Source organism: Gluconobacter morbifer G707 (genome assembly GCF_000234355.1).
Taxonomy (GTDB): Bacteria; Pseudomonadota; Alphaproteobacteria; order Acetobacterales; family Acetobacteraceae; genus Gluconobacter; species Gluconobacter morbifer.
The window spans coordinates 371,041-395,676 of sequence record NZ_AGQV01000001.1; the positions used below are offsets into that span (position 1 = coordinate 371,041).

At 62.6% G+C, this 24,636-nt stretch carries 23 protein-coding genes, 1 tRNA gene and 1 riboswitch; of the genes, 16 read left to right on the forward strand and 8 right to left on the reverse strand.

Features of this window, described 5'->3' with window-relative positions:
* The first annotated feature begins 18 nt into the window (after nucleotides 1–18).
* The 5 genes from GMO_RS01645 to GMO_RS14820 all read left to right on the forward strand — a co-directional run bounded on the left by GMO_RS01645 (nucleotide 19) and on the right by GMO_RS14820 (nucleotide 5,939).
* Nucleotides 19–1,443, forward strand: a complete 1,425-nt coding sequence (locus GMO_RS01645; protein WP_040507343.1) for a replication-associated recombination protein A — start codon at nucleotides 19–21, stop codon at nucleotides 1,441–1,443.
* Nucleotides 1,440–2,429: an RluA family pseudouridine synthase gene (locus tag GMO_RS01650; protein ID WP_008850507.1), complete on the forward strand. Its 990-nt coding sequence runs from the start codon at nucleotides 1,440–1,442 to the stop codon at nucleotides 2,427–2,429. The genes GMO_RS01645 and GMO_RS01650 overlap by 4 nt, the downstream gene beginning before the upstream one ends.
* Nucleotides 2,426–4,981: an AsmA family protein gene (locus GMO_RS01655; protein ID WP_008850508.1), complete on the forward strand. Its 2,556-nt coding sequence runs from the start codon at nucleotides 2,426–2,428 to the stop codon at nucleotides 4,979–4,981. Before GMO_RS01650 ends, GMO_RS01655 begins: the two co-directional genes overlap by 4 nt.
* A gap of 2 nt (nucleotides 4,982–4,983) precedes the next feature.
* The gene (locus GMO_RS01660) at nucleotides 4,984–5,664 is read left to right on the forward strand and encodes an ATP12 family protein (RefSeq protein WP_008850509.1); all 681 of its coding nucleotides are present in this window, start codon (nucleotides 4,984–4,986) and stop codon (nucleotides 5,662–5,664) included.
* 146 nt (nucleotides 5,665–5,810) lie between these two features.
* Nucleotides 5,811–5,939, forward strand: a complete 129-nt coding sequence (locus tag GMO_RS14820; RefSeq protein ID WP_008850510.1) for a hypothetical protein — start codon at nucleotides 5,811–5,813, stop codon at nucleotides 5,937–5,939.
* Between the two features lie 82 nt (nucleotides 5,940–6,021).
* Here GMO_RS14820 and GMO_RS01665 read toward each other — a convergent pair whose 3' ends face one another.
* From GMO_RS01665 to metZ, 3 genes are all read right to left on the reverse strand, one after another.
* Nucleotides 6,022–7,185, reverse strand: coding sequence for a bifunctional 2-C-methyl-D-erythritol 4-phosphate cytidylyltransferase/2-C-methyl-D-erythritol 2,4-cyclodiphosphate synthase (locus GMO_RS01665; protein WP_040507345.1), 1,164 nt, complete (start codon nucleotides 7,183–7,185; stop codon nucleotides 6,022–6,024).
* A 75-nt stretch (nucleotides 7,186–7,260) separates the two neighbouring features.
* Entirely contained in the window at nucleotides 7,261–7,734 is a 474-nt protein-coding gene (apaG, locus tag GMO_RS01670) for a Co2+/Mg2+ efflux protein ApaG (RefSeq protein WP_008850512.1), read from the reverse strand.
* Nucleotides 7,735–7,775: 41 nt separating this feature from the next.
* Complete coding sequence (gene metZ, locus GMO_RS01675; RefSeq protein ID WP_175282561.1) at nucleotides 7,776–8,972, reverse strand: O-succinylhomoserine sulfhydrylase; 1,197 nt, start codon at nucleotides 8,970–8,972, stop codon at nucleotides 7,776–7,778.
* 79 nt (nucleotides 8,973–9,051) lie between these two features.
* A riboswitch (SAM riboswitch) is annotated at nucleotides 9,052–9,131 on the reverse strand.
* 110 nt (nucleotides 9,132–9,241) lie between these two features.
* On the opposite strand from metZ, the gene GMO_RS01680 reads away from it, so the two are divergent.
* Nucleotides 9,242–9,315: transfer RNA gene (locus GMO_RS01680), tRNA-Gly, on the forward strand.
* Between the two features lie 25 nt (nucleotides 9,316–9,340).
* Here GMO_RS01680 and GMO_RS01685 read toward each other — a convergent pair.
* From GMO_RS01685 to GMO_RS01705, 5 genes are all read right to left on the reverse strand, one after another.
* Nucleotides 9,341–9,901: a hypothetical protein gene (locus tag GMO_RS01685; protein ID WP_008850514.1), complete on the reverse strand. Its 561-nt coding sequence runs from the start codon at nucleotides 9,899–9,901 to the stop codon at nucleotides 9,341–9,343.
* 53 nt (nucleotides 9,902–9,954) lie between these two features.
* Entirely contained in the window at nucleotides 9,955–10,707 is a 753-nt protein-coding gene (locus GMO_RS01690; protein ID WP_008850515.1) for a 2OG-Fe dioxygenase family protein, read from the reverse strand.
* Between the two features lie 53 nt (nucleotides 10,708–10,760).
* The gene (locus GMO_RS01695; RefSeq protein WP_040507347.1) at nucleotides 10,761–11,990 is read right to left on the reverse strand and encodes an NAD(P)/FAD-dependent oxidoreductase; all 1,230 of its coding nucleotides are present in this window, start codon (nucleotides 11,988–11,990) and stop codon (nucleotides 10,761–10,763) included.
* Between the two features lie 107 nt (nucleotides 11,991–12,097).
* Nucleotides 12,098–13,333 (reverse strand): bifunctional glutamate N-acetyltransferase/amino-acid acetyltransferase ArgJ, encoded by a 1,236-nt coding sequence (gene argJ, locus GMO_RS01700; RefSeq protein WP_008850517.1) that lies wholly within the window; start codon nucleotides 13,331–13,333, stop codon nucleotides 12,098–12,100.
* A gap of 4 nt (nucleotides 13,334–13,337) precedes the next feature.
* Nucleotides 13,338–14,261 carry a peptidylprolyl isomerase gene (locus GMO_RS01705; RefSeq protein WP_008850518.1) on the reverse strand — a complete coding sequence of 308 codons (924 nt, stop codon included), beginning with the start codon at nucleotides 14,259–14,261 and terminating at the stop codon, nucleotides 13,338–13,340.
* 273 nt (nucleotides 14,262–14,534) lie between these two features.
* Here GMO_RS01705 and secA point away from each other — a divergent pair, with 273 nt between their 5' ends.
* The 10 genes from secA to tolB are packed head-to-tail and all read left to right on the forward strand — an operon-like array spanning nucleotide 14,535 to nucleotide 24,311.
* Nucleotides 14,535–17,285 carry a preprotein translocase subunit SecA gene (gene secA / locus GMO_RS01710; RefSeq protein ID WP_040507638.1) on the forward strand — a complete coding sequence of 917 codons (2,751 nt, stop codon included), beginning with the start codon at nucleotides 14,535–14,537 and terminating at the stop codon, nucleotides 17,283–17,285.
* A gap of 32 nt (nucleotides 17,286–17,317) precedes the next feature.
* Entirely contained in the window at nucleotides 17,318–18,067 is a 750-nt protein-coding gene (locus tag GMO_RS01715; RefSeq protein WP_008850520.1) for a YebC/PmpR family DNA-binding transcriptional regulator, read from the forward strand.
* Nucleotides 18,064–18,570, forward strand: coding sequence for a crossover junction endodeoxyribonuclease RuvC (ruvC, locus tag GMO_RS01720; RefSeq protein WP_008850521.1), 507 nt, complete (start codon nucleotides 18,064–18,066; stop codon nucleotides 18,568–18,570). Before GMO_RS01715 ends, ruvC begins: the two co-directional genes overlap by 4 nt.
* Nucleotides 18,567–19,166 (forward strand): Holliday junction branch migration protein RuvA, encoded by a 600-nt coding sequence (gene ruvA, locus GMO_RS01725; RefSeq protein ID WP_008850522.1) that lies wholly within the window; start codon nucleotides 18,567–18,569, stop codon nucleotides 19,164–19,166. The genes ruvC and ruvA overlap by 4 nt, the downstream gene beginning before the upstream one ends.
* Complete coding sequence (gene ruvB, locus GMO_RS01730; protein ID WP_008850523.1) at nucleotides 19,163–20,209, forward strand: Holliday junction branch migration DNA helicase RuvB; 1,047 nt, start codon at nucleotides 19,163–19,165, stop codon at nucleotides 20,207–20,209. The genes ruvA and ruvB overlap by 4 nt, the downstream gene beginning before the upstream one ends.
* A 31-nt stretch (nucleotides 20,210–20,240) precedes the next feature.
* Complete coding sequence (ybgC, locus tag GMO_RS01735; RefSeq protein ID WP_008850524.1) at nucleotides 20,241–20,666, forward strand: tol-pal system-associated acyl-CoA thioesterase; 426 nt, start codon at nucleotides 20,241–20,243, stop codon at nucleotides 20,664–20,666.
* A gap of 29 nt (nucleotides 20,667–20,695) precedes the next feature.
* Complete coding sequence (tolQ, locus tag GMO_RS01740; protein WP_008850525.1) at nucleotides 20,696–21,487, forward strand: protein TolQ; 792 nt, start codon at nucleotides 20,696–20,698, stop codon at nucleotides 21,485–21,487.
* Nucleotides 21,488–21,490: 3 nt separating this feature from the next.
* Nucleotides 21,491–21,922 (forward strand): protein TolR, encoded by a 432-nt coding sequence (gene tolR / locus GMO_RS01745; RefSeq protein WP_008850526.1) that lies wholly within the window; start codon nucleotides 21,491–21,493, stop codon nucleotides 21,920–21,922.
* 15 nt (nucleotides 21,923–21,937) lie between these two features.
* Complete coding sequence (locus tag GMO_RS01750) at nucleotides 21,938–22,933, forward strand: hypothetical protein (protein WP_008850527.1); 996 nt, start codon at nucleotides 21,938–21,940, stop codon at nucleotides 22,931–22,933.
* 16 nt (nucleotides 22,934–22,949) lie between these two features.
* Nucleotides 22,950–24,311 carry a Tol-Pal system beta propeller repeat protein TolB gene (tolB, locus tag GMO_RS01755; RefSeq protein ID WP_008850528.1) on the forward strand — a complete coding sequence of 454 codons (1,362 nt, stop codon included), beginning with the start codon at nucleotides 22,950–22,952 and terminating at the stop codon, nucleotides 24,309–24,311.
* The last annotated feature ends 325 nt before the right edge of the window (nucleotides 24,312–24,636 follow it).

Genomic DNA, 24,636 nt, shown 5'->3' on the forward strand with positions numbered 1-24,636 from the left:
CGGGATCAGGAGACCGCAATGACGGACATGACGGATCTGTTCGGGAGTACGCCGGAGCCGGGAAACCGGTCCTCCGCCTCCCGGCATGGACAGGGGGACGGAAACGGTCATGGCCGCGCGTCGTCTTCGTCCCGTCAGATTGAGACGCCGCATGTGCCGCGCCGGTCTCCGCCGCGCACGCAGCCTCTGGCGGACCGCCTGCGTCCCCGGGCGCTGGAAGAGGTTGTGGGGCAGGATCATCTGCTGGGGCCGGAAGGCACCCTCACACGGATGCTGGCACGCGGGACGCTGTCGAGTCTGATTCTCTGGGGTGGGCCGGGCTGCGGCAAGACGACGATCGCGCGATTGCTCGCAGGGCGGGCCAATCTGTACTTTGCCCAGATCTCGGCTGTTTTTTCCGGTGTGTCCGATCTGCGGAAAGCGTTTGACGAAGCGGATCGCCGTCAGGATGCGACGGGGAAGGGCACGCTGCTTTTCGTGGATGAGATCCACCGTTTCAACCGCGCCCAGCAGGACAGTTTCCTGCCTTATGTGGAGCGGGGGACGGTCGTTCTGGTCGGTGCGACGACGGAAAATCCATCCTTTGCGCTGAATGCGGCCCTTCTGTCACGCTGTCAGGTCCTGGTGCTGAACCGGCTGGACGATGCCAGTCTGGAAAAACTGCTGGAGCGGGCGGAGCAGCTGATCGGACACAGGCTGCCGCTTGATCCGGAGGCACGGGCGAGTCTGCGCGCCATGGCGGATGGCGACGGGCGGTATCTGCTGAACATGGTCGAGCAGCTCGTGGTGCTGGAGCCGGGCAGGATTCTGACGTCAAAGGATCTGGCGGCGATCCTCTCGCGCCGGGCGATCCTGTATGACCGGGACCGGGAGGAGCATTACAATCTCATTTCCGCCCTGCACAAATCCTTGCGCGGCAGTGACCCGGATGCAGGGTTGTACTGGTTTGCGCGGATGCTGGAGGGTGGAGAAGACCCGCGCTATATCGCCCGGCGTCTGACGCGTTTTGCGGCGGAGGATGTCGGTCAGGCTGATCCGACGGCTCTGCCGCTGGCGGTTGCGGCGTGGGAGACCTATGAGCGTCTGGGTTCTCCGGAAGGGGAACTGGCCTTGGCCCAGCTTGTCGTCCATCTGGCGACGGCCCCGAAATCGAATGCTGTCTATGTCGCGTACAAGGCGGCGCGGCGGCTGGCGCGTGATACCGGCAGCCTCATGCCACCATCCCATATCCTGAACGCGCCGACGAACCTGATGAAGGACATCGGTTACGGCAAGGGGTACGAATACGACCACGACACGGAAGAGGGATTTTCGGGTCAGAACTATTTCCCCGACGGGATGCCGCGCGCCACACTCTATCAGCCCACGGACCGCGGGCATGAGGGGCGGATCAGAAAACTGCTGGACATGCGGGCCGCCAAGAGGGCATCCCGCGAGCCATGAAAGTCACCAACCGCATCGTGACCGAGGATGAGGCCGATCTGCGCCTCGACCGCTGGTTCAGACGTCATTATCCCAATCTCACCCAGGGCGCGCTGCAGAAACTCTGCCGCACGGGGCAGGTCCGCGTGGACGGGGGGCGGGTGCAGACCAGTGCCCGTCTCGCGCCGGGCCAGACCGTGCGCGTGCCGCCGCTGCCCGATGTCAGCCGCCCTGCGCCGCCTCCGCCGCCCGATCCCGCGCTGGTGCGTGAGATCGAGAAGATGGTGATTTATCAGGACGAGCATCTGCTGGTTCTGGACAAGCCCTCCGGTCTTGCGACGCAGGGCGGCCCCGGCATCACCAAGCATGTGGACATGATGCTTGACGGGCTGCGCGTCGAAGGCGGTGACCGTCCGCGGTTGGTGCATCGCATCGACCGTGATACGTCCGGCATCCTGCTGATCGCACGCACTCCCGGTGTGGCGGCGAAGCTGGCGGCCGCTTTTCGCGGGCGTGATGTCCAGAAGACGTACTGGGCGGTCGTGGTCGGGCGGCCTTCACCGGCCTCCGGCATCATCGACCAGCCGCTGGCCAAGATCGGCGCGGGCGGTGCATCCCTCGTGATCGCGGCGTCCCGCGATGAAGAGGACGCCGCCTCGGCCAAGAGCGAATACGAGACGCTCGATGCGGCCGGAAAGAAGTTTTCATGGCTGAAGCTGTCCCCCCTGACAGGGCGCACGCATCAGCTCAGGGTTCATTGCGAGTCCATCGGCACACCCATCCTTGGCGATCCGCGCTATGGCGGGAAGGCGGCGCATCCGGACGGTTTCATCGACCGGCTGCACCTCCATGCCCGCCAGCTTGATATACCCCATCCCGCCGGTGGACGTCTGATCGTCACGGCGCCGCCCCCGCCCCACATGCGCGAGACGTTCCGGACGCTCGGCTTCGTGGCGGGGGACACGGCGGCGCCCAAACGGGTAAAAGGCAAAGGTAGCGTAAAATGAAGAAGCTGGCCGGTGCACTGATTGTCGTTATCGTGGCTGTTGTGGGCGCGACTGTGGCAACGCATGTCCTTATTGATCAGGACGCCATGCGCGCGCGTATCAGCGAGGCCCTGAGACATCAGACCGGCCTGTCGATGCAGGCGCGGCAATCCTCCATCCAGCTCCTGCCCTGGCCGTCTTTCGAGGCGACGGGCGTGGTGCTGGGACGGTCCGGAGAGCCGGCGCTTCTCAAGGCGGGCGCGATCCATGCCGGAGTTTCCCTCCTGCCACTCCTGCATCGCGAGGTCCGCTTCCAGGATTTCACGATCGATGATGCCGCGGTCTCGCTTGACCGGGACGCGCAGGGACGCGCGAGCTGGTCCATCACGCCTGACAGGGCTGACGAGAGCGGTTATGCGGCCCCTGCGCACGGGGACCGCGTTCATGCGCACTGGGACCTTTCGCTCGATGCGCTGCATGTGACCAACACGACCCTGCACTGGGATGACGTTCCCGGGGACGCCCATGGGGCCTTCCGCATTTCCTCGCTGGATCTGGCTGGTCTGCGCAGCCCCAGCCCGTGGATCAACCTGCTGGGCAACCATGCGGGCACACCTTTCTCCGTGCAGGGACATTTCGGCGGACTGGCACAACTTCACAGCGCGGATCAGCCCTGGGCCTTCAGCCTTGGTACGACCTTTGGCGACGCGCCCAAGCGTGACTGGATGAATATCGAAGGTCATATCCGCAATCCGAAAGACCTTCAGGGCGTGTATGTGACGGTTCAAGGTGAATGGTCGAACCTTCAGGACATGCATCGTCTCTTTCCGCACGCCGGCCTGCCCGACATGCCGGGTCTCGGCGGTCAGGTGGATGTCGAAGGGGATGTCGGGGCGGTTCCGTTCTCCGTCCGGGCCCTGCCGCAGCTTCTGAAGCAGGCGCAGGCCGGCCTTTCCCCGACGCGCATTCATGTCCATGCCGGTGGCGTACCGCTGCGTCATACAGTGCTTGAAAATGTCCATGTGGATGCGGATGCGCCAACGGCGCCTCTGACGGCCAGCGCGGATGTGGAATGGAAGAACACCGCATGGCAGATGCAGGGCCGTTTCGGAACGCTGGTGCAGGCGGTCTCGGCCTGGCAGGATCATCTTCAGACAGCGGTTCCCGTGCAGGTCGAACTGCGGAACCAGTCGCTCTCCTTCTCCTCCGCTTTCAGCCCGGCCGGTGCGCATCCGCCGATCAATGGCGAGGATGATGCCCATCTGACCCTGACGGGCAGTGTGGGCGCGCAGAACAGTCATCTTGACGTGAAGGGCAGCGCTCCGCTGCTTCATCTGCCGAAGGTCGTGCTGCATGATGTCGGGCTGGGTGGCACGCTGGACAGCACGCGGCTTGAAAACCTGTCGCTGGACGGTCTGGCGTTCAGCAGTCAAGAAGCCAGCCTGGATGGCGGCATGACTCTCGTCATGGGTGAGAATGTCCCGCCATTGGCGACCGGGCATTTCCATTTCGGTAAGCTGGATCTGGACGCGTTGCAAAACCTCTGGACCCGGCCGGATACGTCTGCGGCATCCGCCCCGTCTTCGCCTGTTGCGTTGCCGGGTGCGGCGGGTGAGGTGCAGAAAGCGGTTTCCACGCCTGCTCCTGTCACGAATGATGCGCCTGTCGCCTCTGCTCCGGACACGCAGGCCGCTGCCGCTCCGGCCCTTCCGGGCTGGGTGCGGCGTCTGCGGCGGCAGGATATGAACGTCCGTCTCGAGGCGGATCAGGTCATTCTTGCCGGACGGAACTACAGCAATCTGAATGCGCATCTGACGCTCTCGGGCGGTCATCTGCGTATTGACCCGATTGCGGGGCAGGGACTGGTCTCGCCGCTGTCCGGACAGGTGGATCTGAATGCCAGCCAGCTTCCCGTGACGGCATCGCTGACGTTCCAGCCGGTCGTGGTGCCGGCAGGGCTTCTGGCCAGCCAGCTTGGCTTCCCCGTTGCCCTGCGTGGTCCGGTGGAAGTCGTGGGTCAGCTTTCCGGCTCGGGGGAGACGCCCGAAGACCTGCGCAGGTCCCTGTCGGGTCATCTGGGACTGTCGATGGTTGATGGCGATGTGGACAGCCGCCTTCTGGGACGGATTGCCGGACCGAAGGCAGGATCTCTGTTCGGGGATGGCGTGCGCAAGCTGCGCTGCATCGGTGTTCACATGACGTTTGCTGATGACACGGCGCTGATCGATACGCTGGGGCTTCAGTCCGGCCGCTTCAGCACGACCGGGCGCGGCTCCGTCAATCTGGGCACACAGCAGCTGAACCTGCACATGCTTCCGGCGATCGATTTCGCCGGGGCCGATGCTTCGACGCCCATGCTGCTCCGCGGAACGATTTCCGCTCCGGAGGCCCAGCAGGACCGTACAGCCGACGGGCATTTCCAGCTGACGATCGGCGGTCAGAACGCCGCTGATCCATGCCCGATGGCTCTGGCGGCCGCGCGTGAAGGCCAGGACGGCCCGGCGCCGGCTGCCCTGACCGAGCATCGCTCACGGGCGGGCGATATTCTCCGGGCGCTGGGGGTCCTGCATTGAGCGTGCACAAGCGCTTCTGGAAAACGGTCTCCGTCGAAGAGGCGGATGGCCGGTTCCAGCCTGTTCTGGATGGTCGGCCAATCCGTCTGCCTCAGGGACATGTCCTGTCGGTGCCGACGCGCGCGCTGGCGCAGGGCATCGCCGCCGAATGGGGGCGCATTGCCGAAGGCGCGTCCTTCACGCCGGATTCCCTGCCTCTGACCCGCATTGCCGGGACAATGGTGGAGCGGATCAGTCCCGATCCCGCCGCCGCGCGTCAGGCCCTGCTGGAGCTGGGTGTGGATGATGGCCTGTGTTACCGCACGGCGTCATCGCCGGTGACGGACAGGGTGTTTGACTGGCTGAAGGGAAAAGAAATTTTTCCGAATGTAACGGATGGTCTCATGCCTGTTGCGCAATCCGGGTTCTATATGGCGGGATTGAGGCAACTGCTGGCCCGGCAGGACGATGTGGGGCTGGCCGCGCTGGGTGTTCTGGCGCCTGCATTGGGAAGCCTTCTTCTGGCTCTCGCCCTTGTGGCGGGTGTGGTCAGCGAGGGGGATGCCGTGAGTCTGGCCAATGCGGACGAGGAAAAACAGCTGACTGTCTGGGGACGGGATGATGAACTGATCCGGACGATGACGAACCGTGTGACCGATGTCCGGGAAGGATTGCAGTTTCTGGCGTTCGGACAGCAGAAATAAAGTCCCGAAAGAGGCATGATGTTGCCATATTCGAGGCTCATCAGATCGGCTCGGATGTGACAGAACGAGACGATTGGTGACTCGCCCAGAGCCACGGAACCGGTACATCTCTCGTCCTGTCTGAAACGTCAGATTCGAGGATCCATATGTCCGTATCCGCTTACCGGCCTCTGCGTCACATGGGGACGCGTCTTGTCGAAACCTGCTCCATGGGAGCTTGGTTCCTGCTCGCTGCAACGCCACTGATCGTGGTGTTCTGTGCCATTCACGGCTGATGAAAACGGTTTTCTCTTTCTGACATGAAAAAAGCCCGGCTCCCTGAGGGAAAGCCGGGCTTTTTGACGGGAGGGTGGCCGATCAGGCTTCGCCGGTGTCAGGCACCATGATGCTGACGGTGGCGGTCGCGGCAATGCCTTCCTCCCGCCCCGTGAAGCCAAGCCGCTCGGACGTCGTGGCCTTGACCGAGATCCGGCTGACACTGACCTTCAGCAGTTCGGCCAGACGGTTGCGCATGGCCTTAGAATGGGGGCCGATTTTCGGGCGTTCACAGATCAGCGTGACATCCGCATTGACCAGAAAGCCGCCGCGTTCACGGATGCGTTCACCGGCATGTATGAGGAAACGGGCCGAATCCATGTCCTTCCACTCATTGTCAGAAGGCGGGAAGTGACGGCCGATGTCGCCTTCCGCCAGCGCGCCGTAAATGGCATCACAGAGCGTATGGATGCCGACATCGGCGTCCGAATGGCCGGCGAGGCCTTTCGTATGGGGAACCTCGATACCGCAGAGGATCAGCTTGCGGCCTTCCTCGAAGGCATGGACGTCATAGCCCAGCCCGACGCGGGGCAGCAGGTTCCGGTCAAGTACACCTTCGAGACGCATCAGGTCCTCCGCAACAGTCAGCTTGATATTGTCTTCCGATCCTTCGACGATGGCGACCGGATGTCCGCCCTGTTCCAGCAGGGCGGCGTCGTCGGTGCGGGCATCGCGATGGGTGCGGTGAAGTTCGAGCAGGGTTCCGAAACGGAAGCCCTGCGGGGTCTGGGCGCGCCACAGGCCATCACGCGGGACGGTGCCGGTGATGATGCCATCTTTCGCTTTCTTGATCGTGTCGATCACGGCAATGGCGGGAATGACGCCTTCATGGGTGTCCAGTGCGCCGATGACGTTCTGTACCACCTCTGCCGGGACGCAGGGCCGTGCACCATCATGGACCAGAACGAGATCGGGCGGTTCGGGCAGGGCCGCGAGGGCTTCCAAGCCGTTCCGGACGCTGTCATGGCGTTCCGCGCCTCCGGGAACGGGGGGCAGGACGTCCAGCCCTTCCAGACTGTCCATCAGGAGCGGGTCATCCCCGACCGGGAGAAGGACATCCACATGCGGCAGCAGCGCCTCCGCGGCACGGCGAATGACGGGTTTGCCCCGCAGCATCCGGAACTGCTTGCTGGAACCATCACCCGTGGGCGAGGCGGCGAAACGCCGGCCACGACCGGCGGCGAGAAGAAGGGCTGCGATACGCATGGACGCAGGAATGGTCCGGGGCGTCCCTGACGTCAAGAGGATGTGTGTCTGGAGCGGGGCGGTGGTGGACGGCGCTCAGTGCAGGAGAAGGCCTGCATGGGGGCTATCTAGGCTGAATGCCGGAATAAGAACATCGAAACGGTGTCCGGATGCCGGCTCCACCATATGATAGGTGCCACGCATGAAGCCACTGGGCGTGGAAAGCATGGCGCCGGACGTGTAGTCGAACTGTTCCTGCGAGGCGATAATGGGCTGTTCGCCCACGACACCATCGCCATGGACGTGTTCCGTGCGACCGAAACCGTCAATGATTTCCCAGCTGCGGGAGAGGAGCTGGCAGGTGTCCCTGCGTTCGTTCTCGATGCTGATGTGGTACGCCCAGGCGAAGCGGTGGTCTTCGGGTTGCGACTGGTCGTCCAGCCAGAAGGTTCGTACCGTGACTGTCACGCCGTCCGTACACTGGCTGAAGCGGGGAGCATTTTCCATGGCTTCGGCCAGTGCCGTCTCGGGATCGCTGAGGAGATGGGGGGTGGATGACTTGTCAGGCATGACGCCATTCTAGAGCCATCCGGTCCGTTTGTCAGAAAAACTTATGCTGCTGCAGCCTGTGCGGCTTTGGCCCCGCGTGTGACGTCTTCGATCAGGTCGGCGGGGTCTTCCAGACCGACGGAGAAGCGGATGACGCCGTCCGTGATGCCCAGGCGCGCCCGCTCCTCTTCACTGACGCGCATATGGGTGGTCGTAGCGGGATGGGTGGCAAGGCTGCGGGCATCGCCGAGATTATTGGAAATGGCGATGAGGCTGAAAGCGTTCAGACAGGCGAAAGCGCCTGCCCGGCCGTTGACCACTTCAAAAGCGATCAGGGAGCCGCCGTTGCTCATCTGCTTTTTGGCCAGTTCATGCTGGGGGTGATCCGCCCGACCCGGATAACGGACCTTCAGGACGCCCGGCAGTTCGGCCAGTGCGTCGGCGACGGCTGCCGCGTTGCGGGCCATGGCTTCCACACGGAGTTGAAGGGTTTCGAGCCCTTTCAGCAGAACCCAGGCATTGAAAGGAGAGAGTGCGTTCCCCGTGTTACGGGTAAAGGGCTGGAGCGTTTCCGTGATCCACTTTTTGCGGCCCAGAACCGCGCCACCCAGCACGCGGCCCTGTCCGTCGATGTGCTTCGTGCAGGAATACAGGACGACATCCGCACCCAGCTTGAGGGGGGACTGTCCGATGGGAGAAGCGAACACGTTGTCCACCATCAGAAGGGCGCCTGCCTTGTGGGCCAGGTCCGCGATGCGTGCGATGTCGAGCACGTCCAGCATGGGATTGGACGGGCTCTCGATCAGAACGGCCGCGGCGGGGCGGGAGAGTGCCTTTTTCCAGCCTTCGTAATCATCACCGTCCACCAGTTCCGTCTCGATGCCGTAGCGCGGCAGTAGGGCGGTGACGATCCAGTAACAGGAGCCGAAGAGGGCACGCGACGCGACGACGCGCTCGCCGGCGCTGACGTGGGCGAGCAGGGCCGAAGAGACCGCTCCCATGCCGGTGGCCGTGGCGACGCAGGCTTCGGCGCCTTCAAGCAGGGCAAGACGTTCCTGGAGGGTGTCGACGGTGGGATTGCCGAAACGGGAATACTGGAAATGTTCGACATCGCCCGTGAAGGTGGCAGCGGCCTGTTCCGCACTGTCGTAAACGAAGCCCGAGGTCAGGAAGAGGGCTTCGGACGTTTCTCCGAATTCGGTGCGGTTCGGTGCGTCGTGCAGGAGATGGGTGGCTGTGCGCCAGTTTTCTGAAGACATTGGCAGTCCCTCCATAAGGTTTCCGCCCGTTTTGGAGCGGAAAGCATGTGGCGGGCCGTGGAAGTCCTGGGAATTGTTGAAAAAATGCCACAGGGCCTCTTTAGCGCAGTTCTTTAGCCTCGCCGCAAGCCGGCCGCTCAAATCACGAGGGTCAGGACACCGGGAGATGGCTGACGGGCAAGACTATGGGCTGAAGATGTCTTTTGCGTCAACTCCCCGCGACAGGTGGATTGCGGAACGGGGAAGAGGGGGATATAGGGATTAGAGCTGCGGGCGTAGTTCAATGGTAGAACGGCAGCTTCCCAAGCTGCATACGGGGGTTCGATTCCCCTCGCCCGCTCCAGAATTATCCTGAAAACGTGAAACGATCAGTTGCTGTTCAGCTTCGGCATGGGCGGTGCGCTCATCGTGTCCTGGTACTGGTTTCCATCCCAGATCCAGCGGTCATTCTTCCCGACAAGAAGATCGTGCATGCCCTTGTGGCGCGTTGGCAGCACGGAAATATCGCCGTTGATCGAATCCAGAACCGTCGTCCAGCTGTTGTTATGCTTGAGATAAACGGAGGTCGTGCATCCGGCTGAACCGCACAGGCGGGCAGACTGAAGCTGAACGAACAGGGCCTCGTCATTCTTGCCCGACGACAGGGGAGCCGATCCGGTCAGGACCACGGGCTGATCGTGATGCTTCGCGGCGTCCTGAAGGTCATCGGCATTCAGTTTGCGGGCGTCTGCATCCAGTTTTGTACCCGGATTCGCCGTCAGGATGACGGGAGCAGGTCCGGGGGCTGCCGCAGTGGCACGACCATGGCGGGTGGAATGACGGGTGTGTCCCGTCGTGGCTGCAGTCAACGTGCCGGACATCACGGCCGGAACGAGGAGGGCCAGGGCCAGAACCGCCATCGGGCGGGAAAGAATCTGCTGGATCGACATAATGCCTGTCTTAACACGAAATTGCGCGGAGCGATCCATGGCGTGCGATCGCATCATTCATGACGGAGCGTAATGACCAGAACGTCCCGATAGGCCGGCCTAGCCGGATCGAGGGGCTGAACGACCGTGACGCCGTGATAGACACGGTGATCATCCACAATGGCTGCGTCAAAAGGCCGTTCCAGGGTGAAAGATCCCAGAAGCCGGCGCTGCATGTCGTGAATGGTGGTGACGCCCTGGGCGACGTTATGGCGGGTGATCATCAGGACCAGTACCCAGTCCACGCCGTCACGGTGCATGCCTTCGGGGGTCGGTCGGCCCTCGCCATTGGCCTGACTGGCTTCAATGCGGAACTGATGGACCTCGGCATGCCAGACGGGCGGTTTCTCTGTCTGGGGTGTCAGGGCGTCGGCGATGGTGCGGAGCGTGCGGATGGCGGCGATCATGACCGGATGACTGCCAATATCCTCACGGATGGGGTGGAACCAGCGCTCTACGCCCCCATTGAGCAGGTTGTGATCGCGGCTCTGGTAATGGGGCTGATGCTGTTTGCGCGTGATGGTGTCTGACGTGACGGCAAAAGTGGCATAGCGTCGGCGGCGATACCGCCCTCCATCGGCCATGTAGCGGTCAAGACCGAGATCATTCCAGCTTGCTGCGAAGCTGTCCCAGTCGCTCAGGCCTTCATGTTCCAGAATGAGGCGGCTGGTTGCCGCCTGAAGGAAGGCGAACCCTCCGTCACGGAGGCTGTCTTCTACCTGAACAAGGGGCTGGTCGAACGGGAGGGGCGGATGTGTGTCGCTCATGGCTGGCTCACAGAATGATGAGATGGCCAGACTGACACATCCGCCCCGGTCTGTCAGGCTCCGAGATCAGGACGGGCCGGGGAAATATGCTCCCGTGCTGTCGTGTAGGCCGTCTTGCCGAGGCCGACCACGCCAGCCTGATGCTGCCGGTAGAGGCCTTCATGGATCAGGCGTGCGAACAGTCCGGACAGCGCGCCCCCGCCGAAGCTGCGGTTGGCGTCCAGCATGCCCCAGCCGTTGTAATCACCCAGTGCTACGACGGCGCCGCGATCATTGTAGTTGAAGTTGGCTGGTACGCGGCCCGCGATGATTTCGGGCAGGACGGCCCCGACATACTGGCCTTCCTGCCGCGCTGCCTGTGCAGTCGGCGCGACGGGGGCCGTGTCGATGCGTGAGCAGTCGCCGATGGCGAAGATATGCGGATCGGCTGTGGTCTGGAGTGTCTGGGTGACGGCGAGCTGACCGGCGCGGCCGCGTTCCAGCCCTTCGAACAGGCCAGTGGCGTCGGAGGCGCGGACACCTGCGGCCCAGATCCGGAGTGTGGCCGGGATATGTTCACCCGATTTGAGGTTGAAGCCGGTATCGTCGGCGCCAACGACCATCGCGCCGGTCATGACGGTGATGCCGAGTTTTTCGAGTTCCTGTGTGGCAGCCGTGGAGACGGCTTCCGGGAAAGCGGGGAGAATGCGCGGGCCCGTTTCGATCAGGACGGCCTGAAGCAGGCTCTTGCGGATGGCGGGGCCAAGGCCGCGTGCGCCGTCGATGGCCTTGCACATTTCGGCCACGAGCTGAACGCCAGTTGCGCCGCCGCCGACAATGCCGACCGAAAGTTTCGTACCGGCGGTGCGGGCGGCAATGAGAGCAGTCCGAAAACGCTCGAAAATGATGCTGGCGTCATTCAGGCTGTCGATGAACAGGCAGTGATCGATGATGCCGGGGATGCCAAAATCATTGGCGCGGGCACCGAGGGCCACGACCAGATAATCGTAGGGAAGGGTTTCCCCGTTTTCCAGAGAGACGGTTTTGTTGTCGCGGTTGACGGCAACGGGCGCACTCTGGACGAAACGGAATCCGAAACGGGAAGCGGTTTCAGCAAAAGGAATGCAGTTACCGGTATGCTCCATGGTGCCCGATGCGAACTCATGGAGTGCCGGTTTCCAGTAATGGACGGGGCTGCGATCAATGAGTGTGAGGGAAATGTTGCTCTTCCGGCCCAGTGCCATGGCGGCTTCCAGGCCGCCAACACCGCCGCCGAGAACAAGCACACGAGTTGCAGCAGACATGAACTGTTTTCCTCAATATCAGGCGTCCGGTTATCGGAGCGCTGATTTTTGCTAACGGGAGCGGGAATACTGCACAAGCCCCGCTCTCGGTGACGTGTTAGTGGACGTCAACTGCGATAGGAGCCGTTGATGTCGATGTAACCGTGGGTCAGATCGCAGGTCCAGACGCGGGCATGCCCGTCATCGAGCCCGAGGTCCACGGCGATTTCGATGTCCTGCCCCTTCATGTGCGCGACGACGGGGGTTTCGTCGTACCCTTCCACCACTGTGCCGTTCCGGGCGATCCAGGTGCCGCCGATTGCGACGGACAGGCGGTCGCGGTCAGCGGGCTCCCCGCTTTTGCCCACGGCCATGACGACGCGTCCCCAGTTCGCGTCTTCGCCTGCGACGGCGGTTTTCACCAAGGGAGAATTGGCGACGGCAAGGGCGATGCGATGGGCGGAGAAATTGGACTCCGCTCCAGTCACGGCGACGCGGATGAGTTTGGTAGCGCCTTCACCGTCGCGGACGACGAGCAGGGCCAGTTCCAGCAGCAGGTCATTGAGCGCGAGGGTAAACTCGGCGAGAGCTGGATCATTGACGTCGTCGATCGTGACATTATCGGCCTGTCCCGTGGCGAACAGCATCAGCATGTCCGAGGTCGAGGTGTCCGAATCGACGGTGATGGCATTGAAGCTCTGGGCACAGCCCGAGGCGAGAAGGGACTGGAGAACGTCCTGCGGCAGTTTCGCGTCCGTTGCGACATAGGCCAGCATCGTCGCCATGTCCGGAGCGATCATTCCTGATCCCTTGGCGATTCCCTGAAGGCGGACAGGTGTATCACCGATCTTCACGTCCCGTCGGGCGGCCTTGGGGAAGGTGTCCGTCGTCATGATGGCGCGGGCGGCCTGTTCCCAGTTGTCTTCCGCCAGGGCGGCGCGGGCAGCGGGAAGGGCCGCGATGATGCGATCCTGTGGGAGTTTTTCGCCGATGACACCTGTGGAGGCCAGAAAGACGTCCTGCGGCGGGCAGTCGAACAGTTCGCTGACGGCGCTTGCGCAGTCCTCGCAGGCTTCATCGCCGGCGCGGCCGGTAAAGACGTTGGCGTTGCCGGCATTGACCAGCAATGCGCGGGCATAGGGCGTGGTCAGGGCGCGACGGCACCACTGGACCGGCGCGCCGGGGCAGGCGTTTTTCGTATAGACGCCGGTGGCTATGGTGCCCGGGGTAAATTCCGCCAGCATCAGGTCCGTACGGCCCTGATAGCGGATGCCGGCCGCGACGGCGGAAAGCCGCACACCGGCAACCGTTGCAAGGTCCGGTAGCGGACGGGACAGCGGAGAGACGGGGAGCGGCTTTCCCATGGTCTTACTTCTTCGCGGGAGCGGCGGCCGGAGCCGGCGTTGCCGGCAGCGGCTTGCCCTGTGCGTCGTAGTGGACGACCTTCACCTGGGATTCAGCCTGCTGGACGATAGCGCGAACCTTCTCGCGGATCAGTTCCTGACGGACCTGATCGTGGATCTGGTCGAAGCTCGGGATCGGAGCAGTGCGCGTGCCGAGGACCTGGATCACGTGATAGCCGTACTGGGTGTGAACCGGGGTCTGGGAGATGGTGTTCGGCTTCATGGCGAAGGCTGCATCGGAGAAGGCCGGAAGCATGTCGCCTTTCTTGAACCAGCCCAGATCGCCGCCATTCGCGCCGGCAGAACCCTTGTCCTTGGAGAGCTGGGAGGCCAGTTTCGCGAAGTCGGCGCCGTGGTTCAGCTGGTTGATGATGTCCTTGGCCTGGGCCTCGCTGTCCACCAGGATGTGGCGGGCGTGGATTTCTTCTTCAGGCTTCTTGTTGGCGTAATGCGACTGGTAATAGTCGTGCAGCGCGGCGTCGCTGACGAGGGGTGCCACTTTTTCTTCGAGGTAGGCGTTCTGCAGGGCGCTGTTGGCTGCGGCCTGCATCTGGGCCTTCACGTCCGGCTTGGCCGGATAGCCTTCCTTTGTCGCGACGATCTGGATGGCCTTCTGGTCAACGAGCTGGTTGACGAGGAGGGGGACCAGGACGGACGGCTGGATCTGGCGGGCCTGCGGCGGGAGGTTGCCTGCGGCGCGCTGGACGTCGGCCAGGGTGATTTTCTCACCATTGACGGTGGCGATCACCATGTCCGGCTTCGGCGCGGCCTGGGCAGGCGTCGCGGCCGGGGTTGCCGTGGTGGCAGGGGCGGCGACGGCGTGGGACGCAGCGAAGGACGTGCCGGCCAGCAGGATGGCAAAGGCGAATGTGGAGCGGGAAAGCCGCATAGGGAAGCTACCTCTGGATACAAACCTGGAAATTCGGTTGGACTGCACCATGACAAAGGCGACCGCCCCCTGCAAGAGTGCGGCCCGTTACCATTCCGTCACGCAGTCGAAAGAGAACGGAGTGTGTGCTTCTGTGAGGGCTTTCCATTGACCCTTGGCGACACGGGGCCTATCTCCACCTGACGTGAAAAAAGTGATTGCCCGGTCCGTGGAGGTCTTTCCGGTGGTGGAAGGATATCCCTGCGCCGGGTGTTCGGCATCTCAAGGTTCAGCATGTTCGCACGCCTCGCCCGCGCCCTTTTCGGTTCCGCCAACGATCGTACGCTCAAGGCGTATCAGCGCCGTGTGCCCGAGATCAACGCCCTGGAGCCCGCGGTTCAGGCCCTCAGTGACGATCAGCTCCGGCACAAGACTGATGAATTCAGGGAGCGGGTCGCGAAAGGGGAAACCCTGGATGCGCTGTTGCCGGAAGCCTTTGCCGTCTGCCGGGAGGCCTCCCGGCGTGTGCTGGGGAAACGGCATTTTGATGTCCAGCTGATCGGCGGCATGGTCTTGCATGCGGGACGCATTGCCGAAATGCGGACCGGTGAGGGCAAGACGCTGGTCGGAACACTGCCGGTCTATCTGAATGCCCTGGCCGGCAAGGGTGTTCATGTCGTGACGGTGAACGACTACCTGGCCCGTCGTGACGCCGAGGAAATGGCCCAGCTTTACAGTTTCCTGGGACTGACCACGGGTGTGATCGTGCCGAATCTGTCGGATGACGAGCGCCGTGAGGCCTATGCCTCCGACATCACCTACGGCACGAACAACGAATTCGGCTTCGATTACCTGCGCGACAATATGAAGTATTCGCTGGCCGAAATGGTCCAGCGGCCGTTCAGCTTCGCGATCGTCGATGAGGTGGACAGCATCCTGATCGACGAGGCGCGGACGCCGCTCATCATTTCCGGTCCCGCTGATGACAGTTCGGATCTCTATCGTTCCGTTGACGCAGTCGTGGCGAAGCTGGTGCAGGAGCCGGATGTCTTCGACAAGGACGAGAAGCTGCGGACCGTCACGCTGACGGAGCATGGTTCCGATCGGGTGGAGCAGCTTCTGCACGAGGCGGGCGTCCTTCAGGAAGGTGGCCTGTACGACATCCACAATGTGGCGGTGGTGCATCACGTCCAGCAGTCCCTGCGGGCGCATACACTGTTCACACGGGACGTGGATTACATCGTGCGGGACGGGAAGGTCGTCATCATCGACGAGTTCACCGGACGCATGATGGATGGCCGGCGCTATTCTGATGGTCTGCATCAGGCGCTGGAAGCCAAGGAGCATGTGGAGATCCAACAGGAAAACCAGACGCTCGCATCCATCACCTTCCAGAATTATTTCCGTCTCTATCCCAAGCTGGCCGGCATGACCGGCACGGCCATGACGGAGGCGGACGAGTTCGCGGAGATCTATAACCTCGAGGTTGTGGAAATTCCGACGAACCTGCCGGTCCGGCGGATCGATACGGATGACGAGGTTTATCTGACGGCGGCGGAGAAATACAACGCCGTGGCAGACCTGATCCAGGACATCCACAAGACGAAGCAGCCGATCCTTGTCGGGACGACGTCCATCGAGAAGAGCGAATATCTTTCGCATCTGCTGACGCAGCGTGGCATTCCGCACAATGTCCTGAATGCGCGCCACCATGAACGCGAGGCCATCATCGTTGCGCAGGCCGGTGCGCCGGGGGCCATCACGATCGCCACCAACATGGCGGGCCGCGGGACGGACATCAAGCTTGGCGGCAATGTCGAGATGCTGGTGAAAGCCAATACGGAAGGCGTTGAGGACGAAACGCAGCGCAATGCCGTTGAGGAAGAGATCCGCCAGATCGTCGGAACGCATCACGAAGAAGTCCAGAAGGCCGGTGGCCTGTATGTGATCGGGACGGAGCGGCATGAGAGCCGGCGCGTGGACAACCAGCTGCGCGGGCGATCGGGCCGTCAGGGCGATCCGGGCAATTCGCGCTTTTTCCTGTCCCTTGAGGATGACCTGATCCGCATTTTTGCGAATGACCGCATGGGCGCGATGATGCAGAAGATGGGCCTGAAGGAAGGGGAGGCCATTGTTCATCCCTGGCTGAACAAGGCTCTGGAAAAGGCGCAGAAGCGGGTCGAGGCGCGCAACTTCGACATGCGCAAGAACACGCTCAAATATGACGACGTCATGAATGACCAGCGCAAGGAGGTCTATGCCCAGCGCCGGGAATACATGGCGTCCGATGATCTTTCCGGCGTTGTGGCGGAACTGCGGGTGCATACGATCGAGGATCTGGTGCATGCGCATATCCCGGAGAAATCCTTTGCCGAGGCCTGGGACACGGAAGGCCTGACAAAGGAGGTTCATCGTATCCTGAACCTTGATCTGCCGTTTGCAGACTGGGCGAAGGAAGACGGGATGGATGCGGAAGGCATCATTGACCGCATTGAGGCCGAGGCACAGAAGGCGCAGGCGGCACGGACGGCCAATATGGGCCCCGAACTGATGCGTCTAATCGAAAAGCAGGTTGTTCTGACGTCTTTCGATGCCGTGTGGAAAGAGCATCTCCATGCGCTGGACCAGCTGCGTCAGGGGATTGGCCTGCGGGCTTATGGGCAGCGTGATCCGCTGAACGAATACAAGCAGGAAGCCTTCCAGATGTTCACGGCGATGCTGGATGACATGCGTCTGCGCGTGACGGAGACGATGTGCCGGATTCAGGCCGTGTCCGAGCCGCCGCCGTTCCCGGTCGTGGATACGTCCCAGACGCAGACATCCGGTCCGGCTGAAGAGCCGGTGCCGCATGAGTTGCAGGCTCCGCCGCAGCCGGCTTTCGGGTTCGCGCCGTCACCCGTCCCGGCGGCTGGGGAGATGGCGCCGGCGGGTGGCGAGCCGGATACGGAAACACTGGCCCGCTGGTTCGAGACGACGCCGCGGAATGCGCCATGCCCGTGCGGTTCGGGCAGGAAGTTCAAACACTGTCATGGCAGGCTCGACTGAGCCTCTGGCGAAAAAGATAGAGGGGGCGACCGATGGCCGGTCATTCGCAGTTCAAGAATATCATGCACCGCAAGGGTGCGCAGGATGCCAAGCGGGCCAAGCAGTTCGCCAAGGTCCTGCGTGAAATCACGGTGGCAACGCGCTCCGGTCTGCCGGACCCGGCGTCCAACCCGCGTCTGCGGGCTGCAATTTCCATGGCGCGTGAAGTCAACATGCCCAAGGATAACGTCGAGCGGGCCATCAAGAAGGCCTCCGGCGCCGCGGGTGGCGATGATTACGTCGAAGTCCGCTACGAGGGGTATGGCCCGGCGGGCGTGGCGATTATCGTCGAAGGTCTGACGGACAACCGCAACCGGACGGCGGGTGAAGTCCGGGCGGCGTTTTCCAAGCATGGCGGATCGCTGGGGGAGACGAATTCCGTGTCCTTCATGTTCCAGCGTCTGGGTGTCATCACCTATCCGAAGGATGTCGCATCCGAGGATGACATGCTGGAAGCGGCGATCGAAGCCGGAGCGGATAATGCCGAGGTCACGGATGACGGGCATGAGATCACCTGCGCGATGGAGAATTTCTTCGCGGTGCGTGATGCGCTGGAAAGCCGTTTCGGAGAGCCGCAGTCGGCCAAGCTGGACTGGCGTCCGGAAAACAGCGTGACGCTGGACGAGGACAAGGCGCGGTCGGTACTGAAGCTGATCGATGTTCTGGACGATAATGACGACGTTCAGGCCGTGTATGCCAACTTCGATATTCCCGAAGACGTGGCAGAGGCGCTGGCTGCTTGATCCGCCTGATGGGCATAGATCCCGGCCTGCGGTTCATGGGCTGGGGGATGATCGATGTGGAGGGCAACCACCTGAAGCATGTGGCGTCCGGCGTGATTGGCACGGATGGTGCTGAATCCGTACCGCTGCGACTGTGTGAACTCCATGGTGCGTTGCAGAAGCTGATCCGGGAGTATGCGCCTGCGGAAGCAGCCGTGGAGGAGACCTACGTCAACCGGAATGGCTCTTCGACGCTCAAGCTGGGTTATGCGCGCGGCGTAGCGCTGCTGACCCCGGCTTATGAGGGACTGCCTGTCGCGGAATACGGGGCGATGCAGGTGAAGAAATCCGTCGTGGGGACCGGTTCGGCCACGAAGGAACAGGTCACGATGATGGTCAAGCGGCTGCTGCCGGGCGCCGTCATCAAGAAGGCGGATGCCTCCGATGCGCTGGCTGTCGCGATCTGTCATGCACATCATCGCGCCAGTGCGCTGCATGTTGCGAGCGGGAGACGCATGGCGTGATCGGGCAGCTGACGGGGCTTGTCGGGCAGGTTGATGGTGACCGCTGCATCGTGGATGTCAATGGCGTGGGATATGTGGTCTCTGCGTCCACGCGGACGCTGGGCACGCTGCCTATGCCGCCTGCGGTTGCGAAGGTACTGATCGAGACGATCGTGCGCGAGGATGCGATCCAGCTTTTCGGTTTCGCGACGGCGGAGGAGCGGGAGTGGTTCCGGCTGCTGACCACGGTGCAGGGTGTGGGTGCGAAGGTGGCGCTGGCTATCCTGTCCGTCAATACGGCCAGTGAACTCATTCTTGCGATCAATGCCGGCGACCGGGCGTCCCTGACGCGGGCGGCCGGTGTGGGCCCGCGTCTGGCGGACCGTATCCTGAGCGAACTGCGCAACAAGGTGGCCAAAATGCCGGGTGGGGGCGCTGCGCCCGCTCCGGGTATCGTAACGGGGCCGAGTGTCGAGAATGATGCGCTTCTGGCTCTGGCGGGATTGGGGTTCCGTCGGGCTGAGGCCTGGCCTGTTCTGAGCCGGATACTGGCCGAGAACGGGAATGCAAGTCTTGATCTGGCGATCCGGCTGAGTCTGAAGGAACTGGCCCGATGAGCAAGTATCGCGAAACGGACCCTGCCCGTCAGCCCGAGGATCTGGGTGAGGGCAGTCTGCGGCCGGAGACCCTTGCGGATTTTACGGGGCAGAAGGCCAGCCGGGAAAATCTGGCCATTTTCATTGAAGCGGCGAAGGTCCGCGGCGAGGCGCTGGACCATGTGCTGCTGCATGGTCCGCCGGGGCTGGGCAAGACGACGCTCGCGCAGATCGTGGCGCGGGAACTGGGTGTGGGTTTCCGGGCGACGTCCGGGCCGGTGATCCAGCGTGCCGGCGATCTGGCGGCGATCCTGACGAATCTTCAGCCGCGTGACGTGCTGTTCATTGATGAAATTCACCGCCTGCAGCCAGCCATCGAGGAAGTGCTCTATCCGGCGATGGAGGACTTCCAGCTTGACCTGATCATCGGCGAGGGGCCGGCGGCGCGCTCCGTGCGGATCGACCTTGTCCCCTTTACGCTGGTGGCCGCGACCACGCGGGCGGGGCTTCTGGCGACGCCGCTGCGGGACCGTTTCGGTATCCCGCTGCGGCTGGTGTTCTATACGCCGGAGGAATTGCGGTCGATTGTCTCGCGCGGGGCGATGAAGCTCGGGATGTCCCTGACGGATGAAGGGGCGCAGGAAATAGCGACCCGCTCCCGCGGGACACCGCGCATTGCCGGGCGTCTGCTGCGGCGGGTTCGGGATTTCGCGCTTGTTTCGAAAAAGCCTGTCGTGGACCGGGCGCTGGCGGATGCGGCACTGTCACGGCTGGAAGTGGACGAGATGGGGCTGGACGCGATGGACCGGCGCTATCTGAAACGGATTGCGGAACATCATCATGGTGGTCCAGTTGGTGTGGAGACGCTGGCGGCCGGTCTGGCCGAGGCGCGCGACACGCTGGAGGACGTCATCGAGCCTTATCTGATCCAGGAGGGGCTCGTCCTGCGGACAGCGCGCGGACGTATGCTGGGAGAGGCCGGGTGGCGTCATCTTGGCCTGAATCCGCCTGCCAGCCAGGTGGATCTGCTGTCCGCGCTGGATCAGGACGATACTGCGCCCTGATTTCGGGCGCTTTACAGGCCGGAGGAGTTGCATGGCGACGCACAAGATCAGGTTCCGTGTTTATTATGAAGACACTGATGCCGGGGGGATCGTCTATCACGCCCGTTATCTCGGTTTTGCGGAGCGGGCCCGAAGTGAGGCGATGCGAGCTGTCGAGGCGTCCGTGACGGAGCTGATGGAGGATTTCGGTCTGGCTTTTGTCGTCCGTCAGGCGGCCCTGCGGTATCGGTCGCCGCTGCGACTCGATGACGAGATGGAAATCGAGACGGCGCTGGTCGATATGACGCCGACACGACTCAAACTCTGCCAGACGGTTCGTAATCCGGCAAAAAATAATGAGATCAATACGGTTATTGACGTGGAACTGGCCTGTCTGAGCGTTCCGGAGATGCGTCCTGCCAAAATTCCGCCGCGCTGGCGTGATGCAGTGCGAAAACTCGAGGCTGGAGAGGTCTGACCCACTTTCCTGTTTCCTCATGAAGTGCGATGGAGAGTCCTGACCCCGATGGGACAGGTTCTGGACAGGAGAAAACAGTGGATCATGAGGTAAGTTCGAGTGCGCTTGGGGCGGTCGGTGCGGCCGGTCTTTCGCCTCTGGACCTGTTCCTGCACGCGTCCATCGTCGTAAAGCTGGTGATGCTCGGCCTGCTGCTGAGCAGTGCCGGTGTGTGGGCAATTATTGCGGAAAAGATCATTCTGATCCGTCGCGTCAACCGCGAGGCGACGGAATTCGAGGACCGGTTCTGGTCCGGCGGGTCGCTAGATGACCTGTATGATTCGGATGGTGCGCGTCCGACGCATCCGATGGCGGCCGTTTTCGGCGCTGCCATGGGAGAGTGGCGGCGATCGGCCCGCATTCCGGGCATTGACCTGGCGCGCGGCGGTGCACGCGAGCGGATCGAACGGGCTATCGACATCACGGTGCAGCGCGAAAATGACCGGCTGAGTCGCCGCCTGATCTTCTTGGCGACGATCGGGCCTGTGGCGCCGTTCGTGGGGCTTTTCGGTACGGTCTGGGGCATCATGCATTCGTTCGCATCGATTGCGGCGATGCACAATACGAACCTGTCCGTTGTGGCGCCTGGCATTTCCGAAGCGCTGTTTGCGACGGCCATTGGTCTCGTGACTGCGATTCCGGCCTATGTCGCCTATAACGTCATCGGTAATTCGCTCGAGAAATTCTCTGACCGCATGGAAGGATTTGGCACCGAGTTCGCTGCGATCCTGTCGCGGCAGTCCGAGGAACGGGCGGACGAGATCTCCAGCGGGAAGGCCTGAGCCATGGCGATGTCTGCGGGAGGACGTGGAAGGGGACGGCGGCGTCGGCCTGCGTCGGAAATCAACGTTACGCCGCTGGTGGACGTCATGCTGGTGCTGCTCATCATCTTCATGGTGACGGCGCCGATGATGACAAGTGGCGTCAATGTCGATCTGCCGAAGACGGATGCCAGCCCGGTCAATGCCGATACCAAGCCGATCACCGTTTCCGTGCGGAGTGACGGGTCACTTTATCTGGGGGATGAGCAGGTCTCGTCCGATGAACTGGTGAACCGCCTCAAGGAGCAGTCCCAGAACGATCCGACGCATCGGATCTTCGTGCGCGCTGACGCGCATATCGATTATGGTCAGGTCATGCAGGTCATGGGCCAGATTACGTCTGGTGGCTTTACGCATGTTGCGCTTCTGGCGCAGCAGCCGCAGAGCGGCCAGTAAGAAAGGGACGCTGGAGTGTTGCGTCCCCGTCGTTCGGAAAACCGGCGCTTTCGCCATGCGCTCTATGGGTCGGTTGCCGTTCATCTTGCCCTGATCGCTTATCTGATCGTGCAGATTCCGGCTGAGAAGCCGCCCGAACCCCCTGAGCCGCCCACGGTTCAGATGGAGTTCGAACAGGCCGGTCCGCCGACCCATCCGGTCAAGGCGGACAAGCCTGCCCCGACGCCTGCGCCAGCTCCGGCCCGGGTCAAGACCGATGCGCCGCCCGCGCCGACGCCTCCCGTGAAGGCCCCGACGGAGGAACCTCCGCCACCGCCTCCACCGCCGCAGCCCATTCCCCCCGCGCCTGAGACGCCGCCGCAGAAACTGCCCCCGATGAAGCTGCCGCCCAAAATGACGGAGCCGACACCCGAGCCTGTGCCAGCCTCGCCGCCGAAGCCGTCGCCGCCGTCGAAATCCACGATGGTTGCGCCGCCGAGTCCACAGACGCAGAAGGCTGACAAGCTGCCCGATACGCCGAAGTTCTCGCATATCACGCAGCCCAATGCGGCCAAGAAGACCACGGCGGACAGTCATTCGCTGCTGGCAACGCTTGACAGTTTCCGTGCGGACCAGAAGCAGACGCATGCGCCCAAGGCCCGCGCCAACCCGCAGCAGGGTGGCGCGCCCAATGGTGGTGGCGTACCGAACGGGGACATCACCCGTGCGTTGACGGTGGGAGATCAGAAAGCCATCGGGGGTTCCGTGCGCCGCTGCTATACCGAGGATACGGAAGCGCGGAACTATGCGAGCTTCGTGGCGCATCTGGTCGTGACCGTCGATGCGACCGGAGAGGCGAGGATCGTGAAGTTTGCACCGGAGACAGCCGCGAAAATGGCGTCTGATCCGTCCTATCGCGTTCTAGCGGAACGCGCGCGGGATGCTGTGCTGAGTCCGACCTGCGCCCATCTCCCCATTCCTTCAAACCTGCTGGGTAAAACGCATGAGCTGCGTTTTGTCTTCAGGCCGTAACCCTGTGAGGAACCTCATGTCCTTTATTTCCGATACCGAAGCCGAGGCCTTGGGCGCATTTCTGTCGCGCCGCGCCGTTCTGGGGGCTACGGCTGCCAGTGGGCTTCTGGCCACGCCGCTTGCCGCTTTTGCACAGGGCACCGCAGCTTCTGGTCCCGGTGAGGCGGAAATCACGGTCGATCAGGCCCGTCAGGCGCCGATCCCCATCGTTATCCCGAATTTTGGTGCCGGGCTCGGTGACCAAATTTCGGGTGTGATCACCTCCGATCTGGATGGGACGGGTCTGTTCAAGGTCATGAGCGGGGATGTGGCTCCCGATGGCACGCCCGATTTTGCCGGTCTGAAGGCCCGTGGAGCGCGCGCGGCCGTTGCGGGCCGGGCGCTGGGTTCAGGCAGTGTCCGTGTCGAGATGCGGCTTTGGGATGTGGTGGCCGGTCAGCAGCTTCAGGGGACGGCCTATACAGCCTCCAGCAGCAACTGGCGGCGGATCGCGCATATCATTGCGGATGTCATCTATGAGCGGATGCTGGGCGAGAAGGGATATTTCGATACCCGCATTGCCTATATCGCCCGGACGGGTCCTCGCCATCACCAGATTACCCGTCTGGCGCTGATGGACCAGGATGGCGCGAATGAGCGGATGCTGACGGGTGGGCAGTGGCTGACGCTGACGCCGCGTTTCAATCCGGTACGCGATCAGGTGGCATTCCTGTCCTATGCCAACAACCGACCGCGGGTCTATCTGTTCGATCTGGCATCCGGTCGGCAGCAGGTTCTGGGGGAATTCAACGGCATTTCGTTTGCGCCGCGTTTCTCTCCGGATGGCAGCCGTGTTGTTCTGTCCGCGACACGGGGGAGTGGTTCAGATATCTACGTCGTGGATCTGGCCTCGGGTTCCAAGCGGCAGATTACCAGTTCCGGGGGCGCAATTGATACCAGCCCGTGTTTCAGCCCGGATGGCAGCCAGATCGTGTTCAACTCGGACCGTGGCGGCAGCCCCCAGCTTTATATCATGAGTGCGTCCGGTGGCGGGGCAAAGCGGATTTCCTATGGTTCCGGTCAGTATGGTTCGCCGGTCTGGTCGCCGCGCGGTGATCTGATCGCTTTCACCCGGATCGGAAGCGGTGGGTTCTCGCTGGGTGTGATGAACCCGGATGGTACGGGTGAGCGGATCCTGACGCAGGGCTTCACGGTGGAGGGCGCCAGCTTCTGTCCGAACGGACGTGTGCTGGCGTTCTGCCGCCAGAGCGCTTCGGGTGCAGGGGGAGCGGGATTTGCTTCCGGGATCGGGACAATCGACATCACGGGCTTCAACGAGCGCCCGATCCGGACATCCACCGGGGCATCGGACCCTGCATGGTCCCCGCGTAACGGTTGATCGTTTTTTCTTTCTATCGTTCCGGACAGGCCAGTCGGAGTTGATCCGGCTGGCCTGTCTGCTGTCAGGGCGAGTTGCTGGCCGGGAAACAGGGGCGAGCGTGTCACGCTTGGCTGCTACGCAGGGATTGCATGGGCCTCATGCGACTGGTGAGTGTTCTGAAACAGGAATGGCTGAATTCTGCCATAGTGTCGTCCAAAAGTGTGACATTTATGTTGCGTATTCTGGTTTCGAATCAGAATCGAACCGACAGGCCCTCTCAGACGTTAACAGGATGCTTGACCCCGGATTTGAGTCATGAGTATGGGCGCTTGTGGCCACGTTT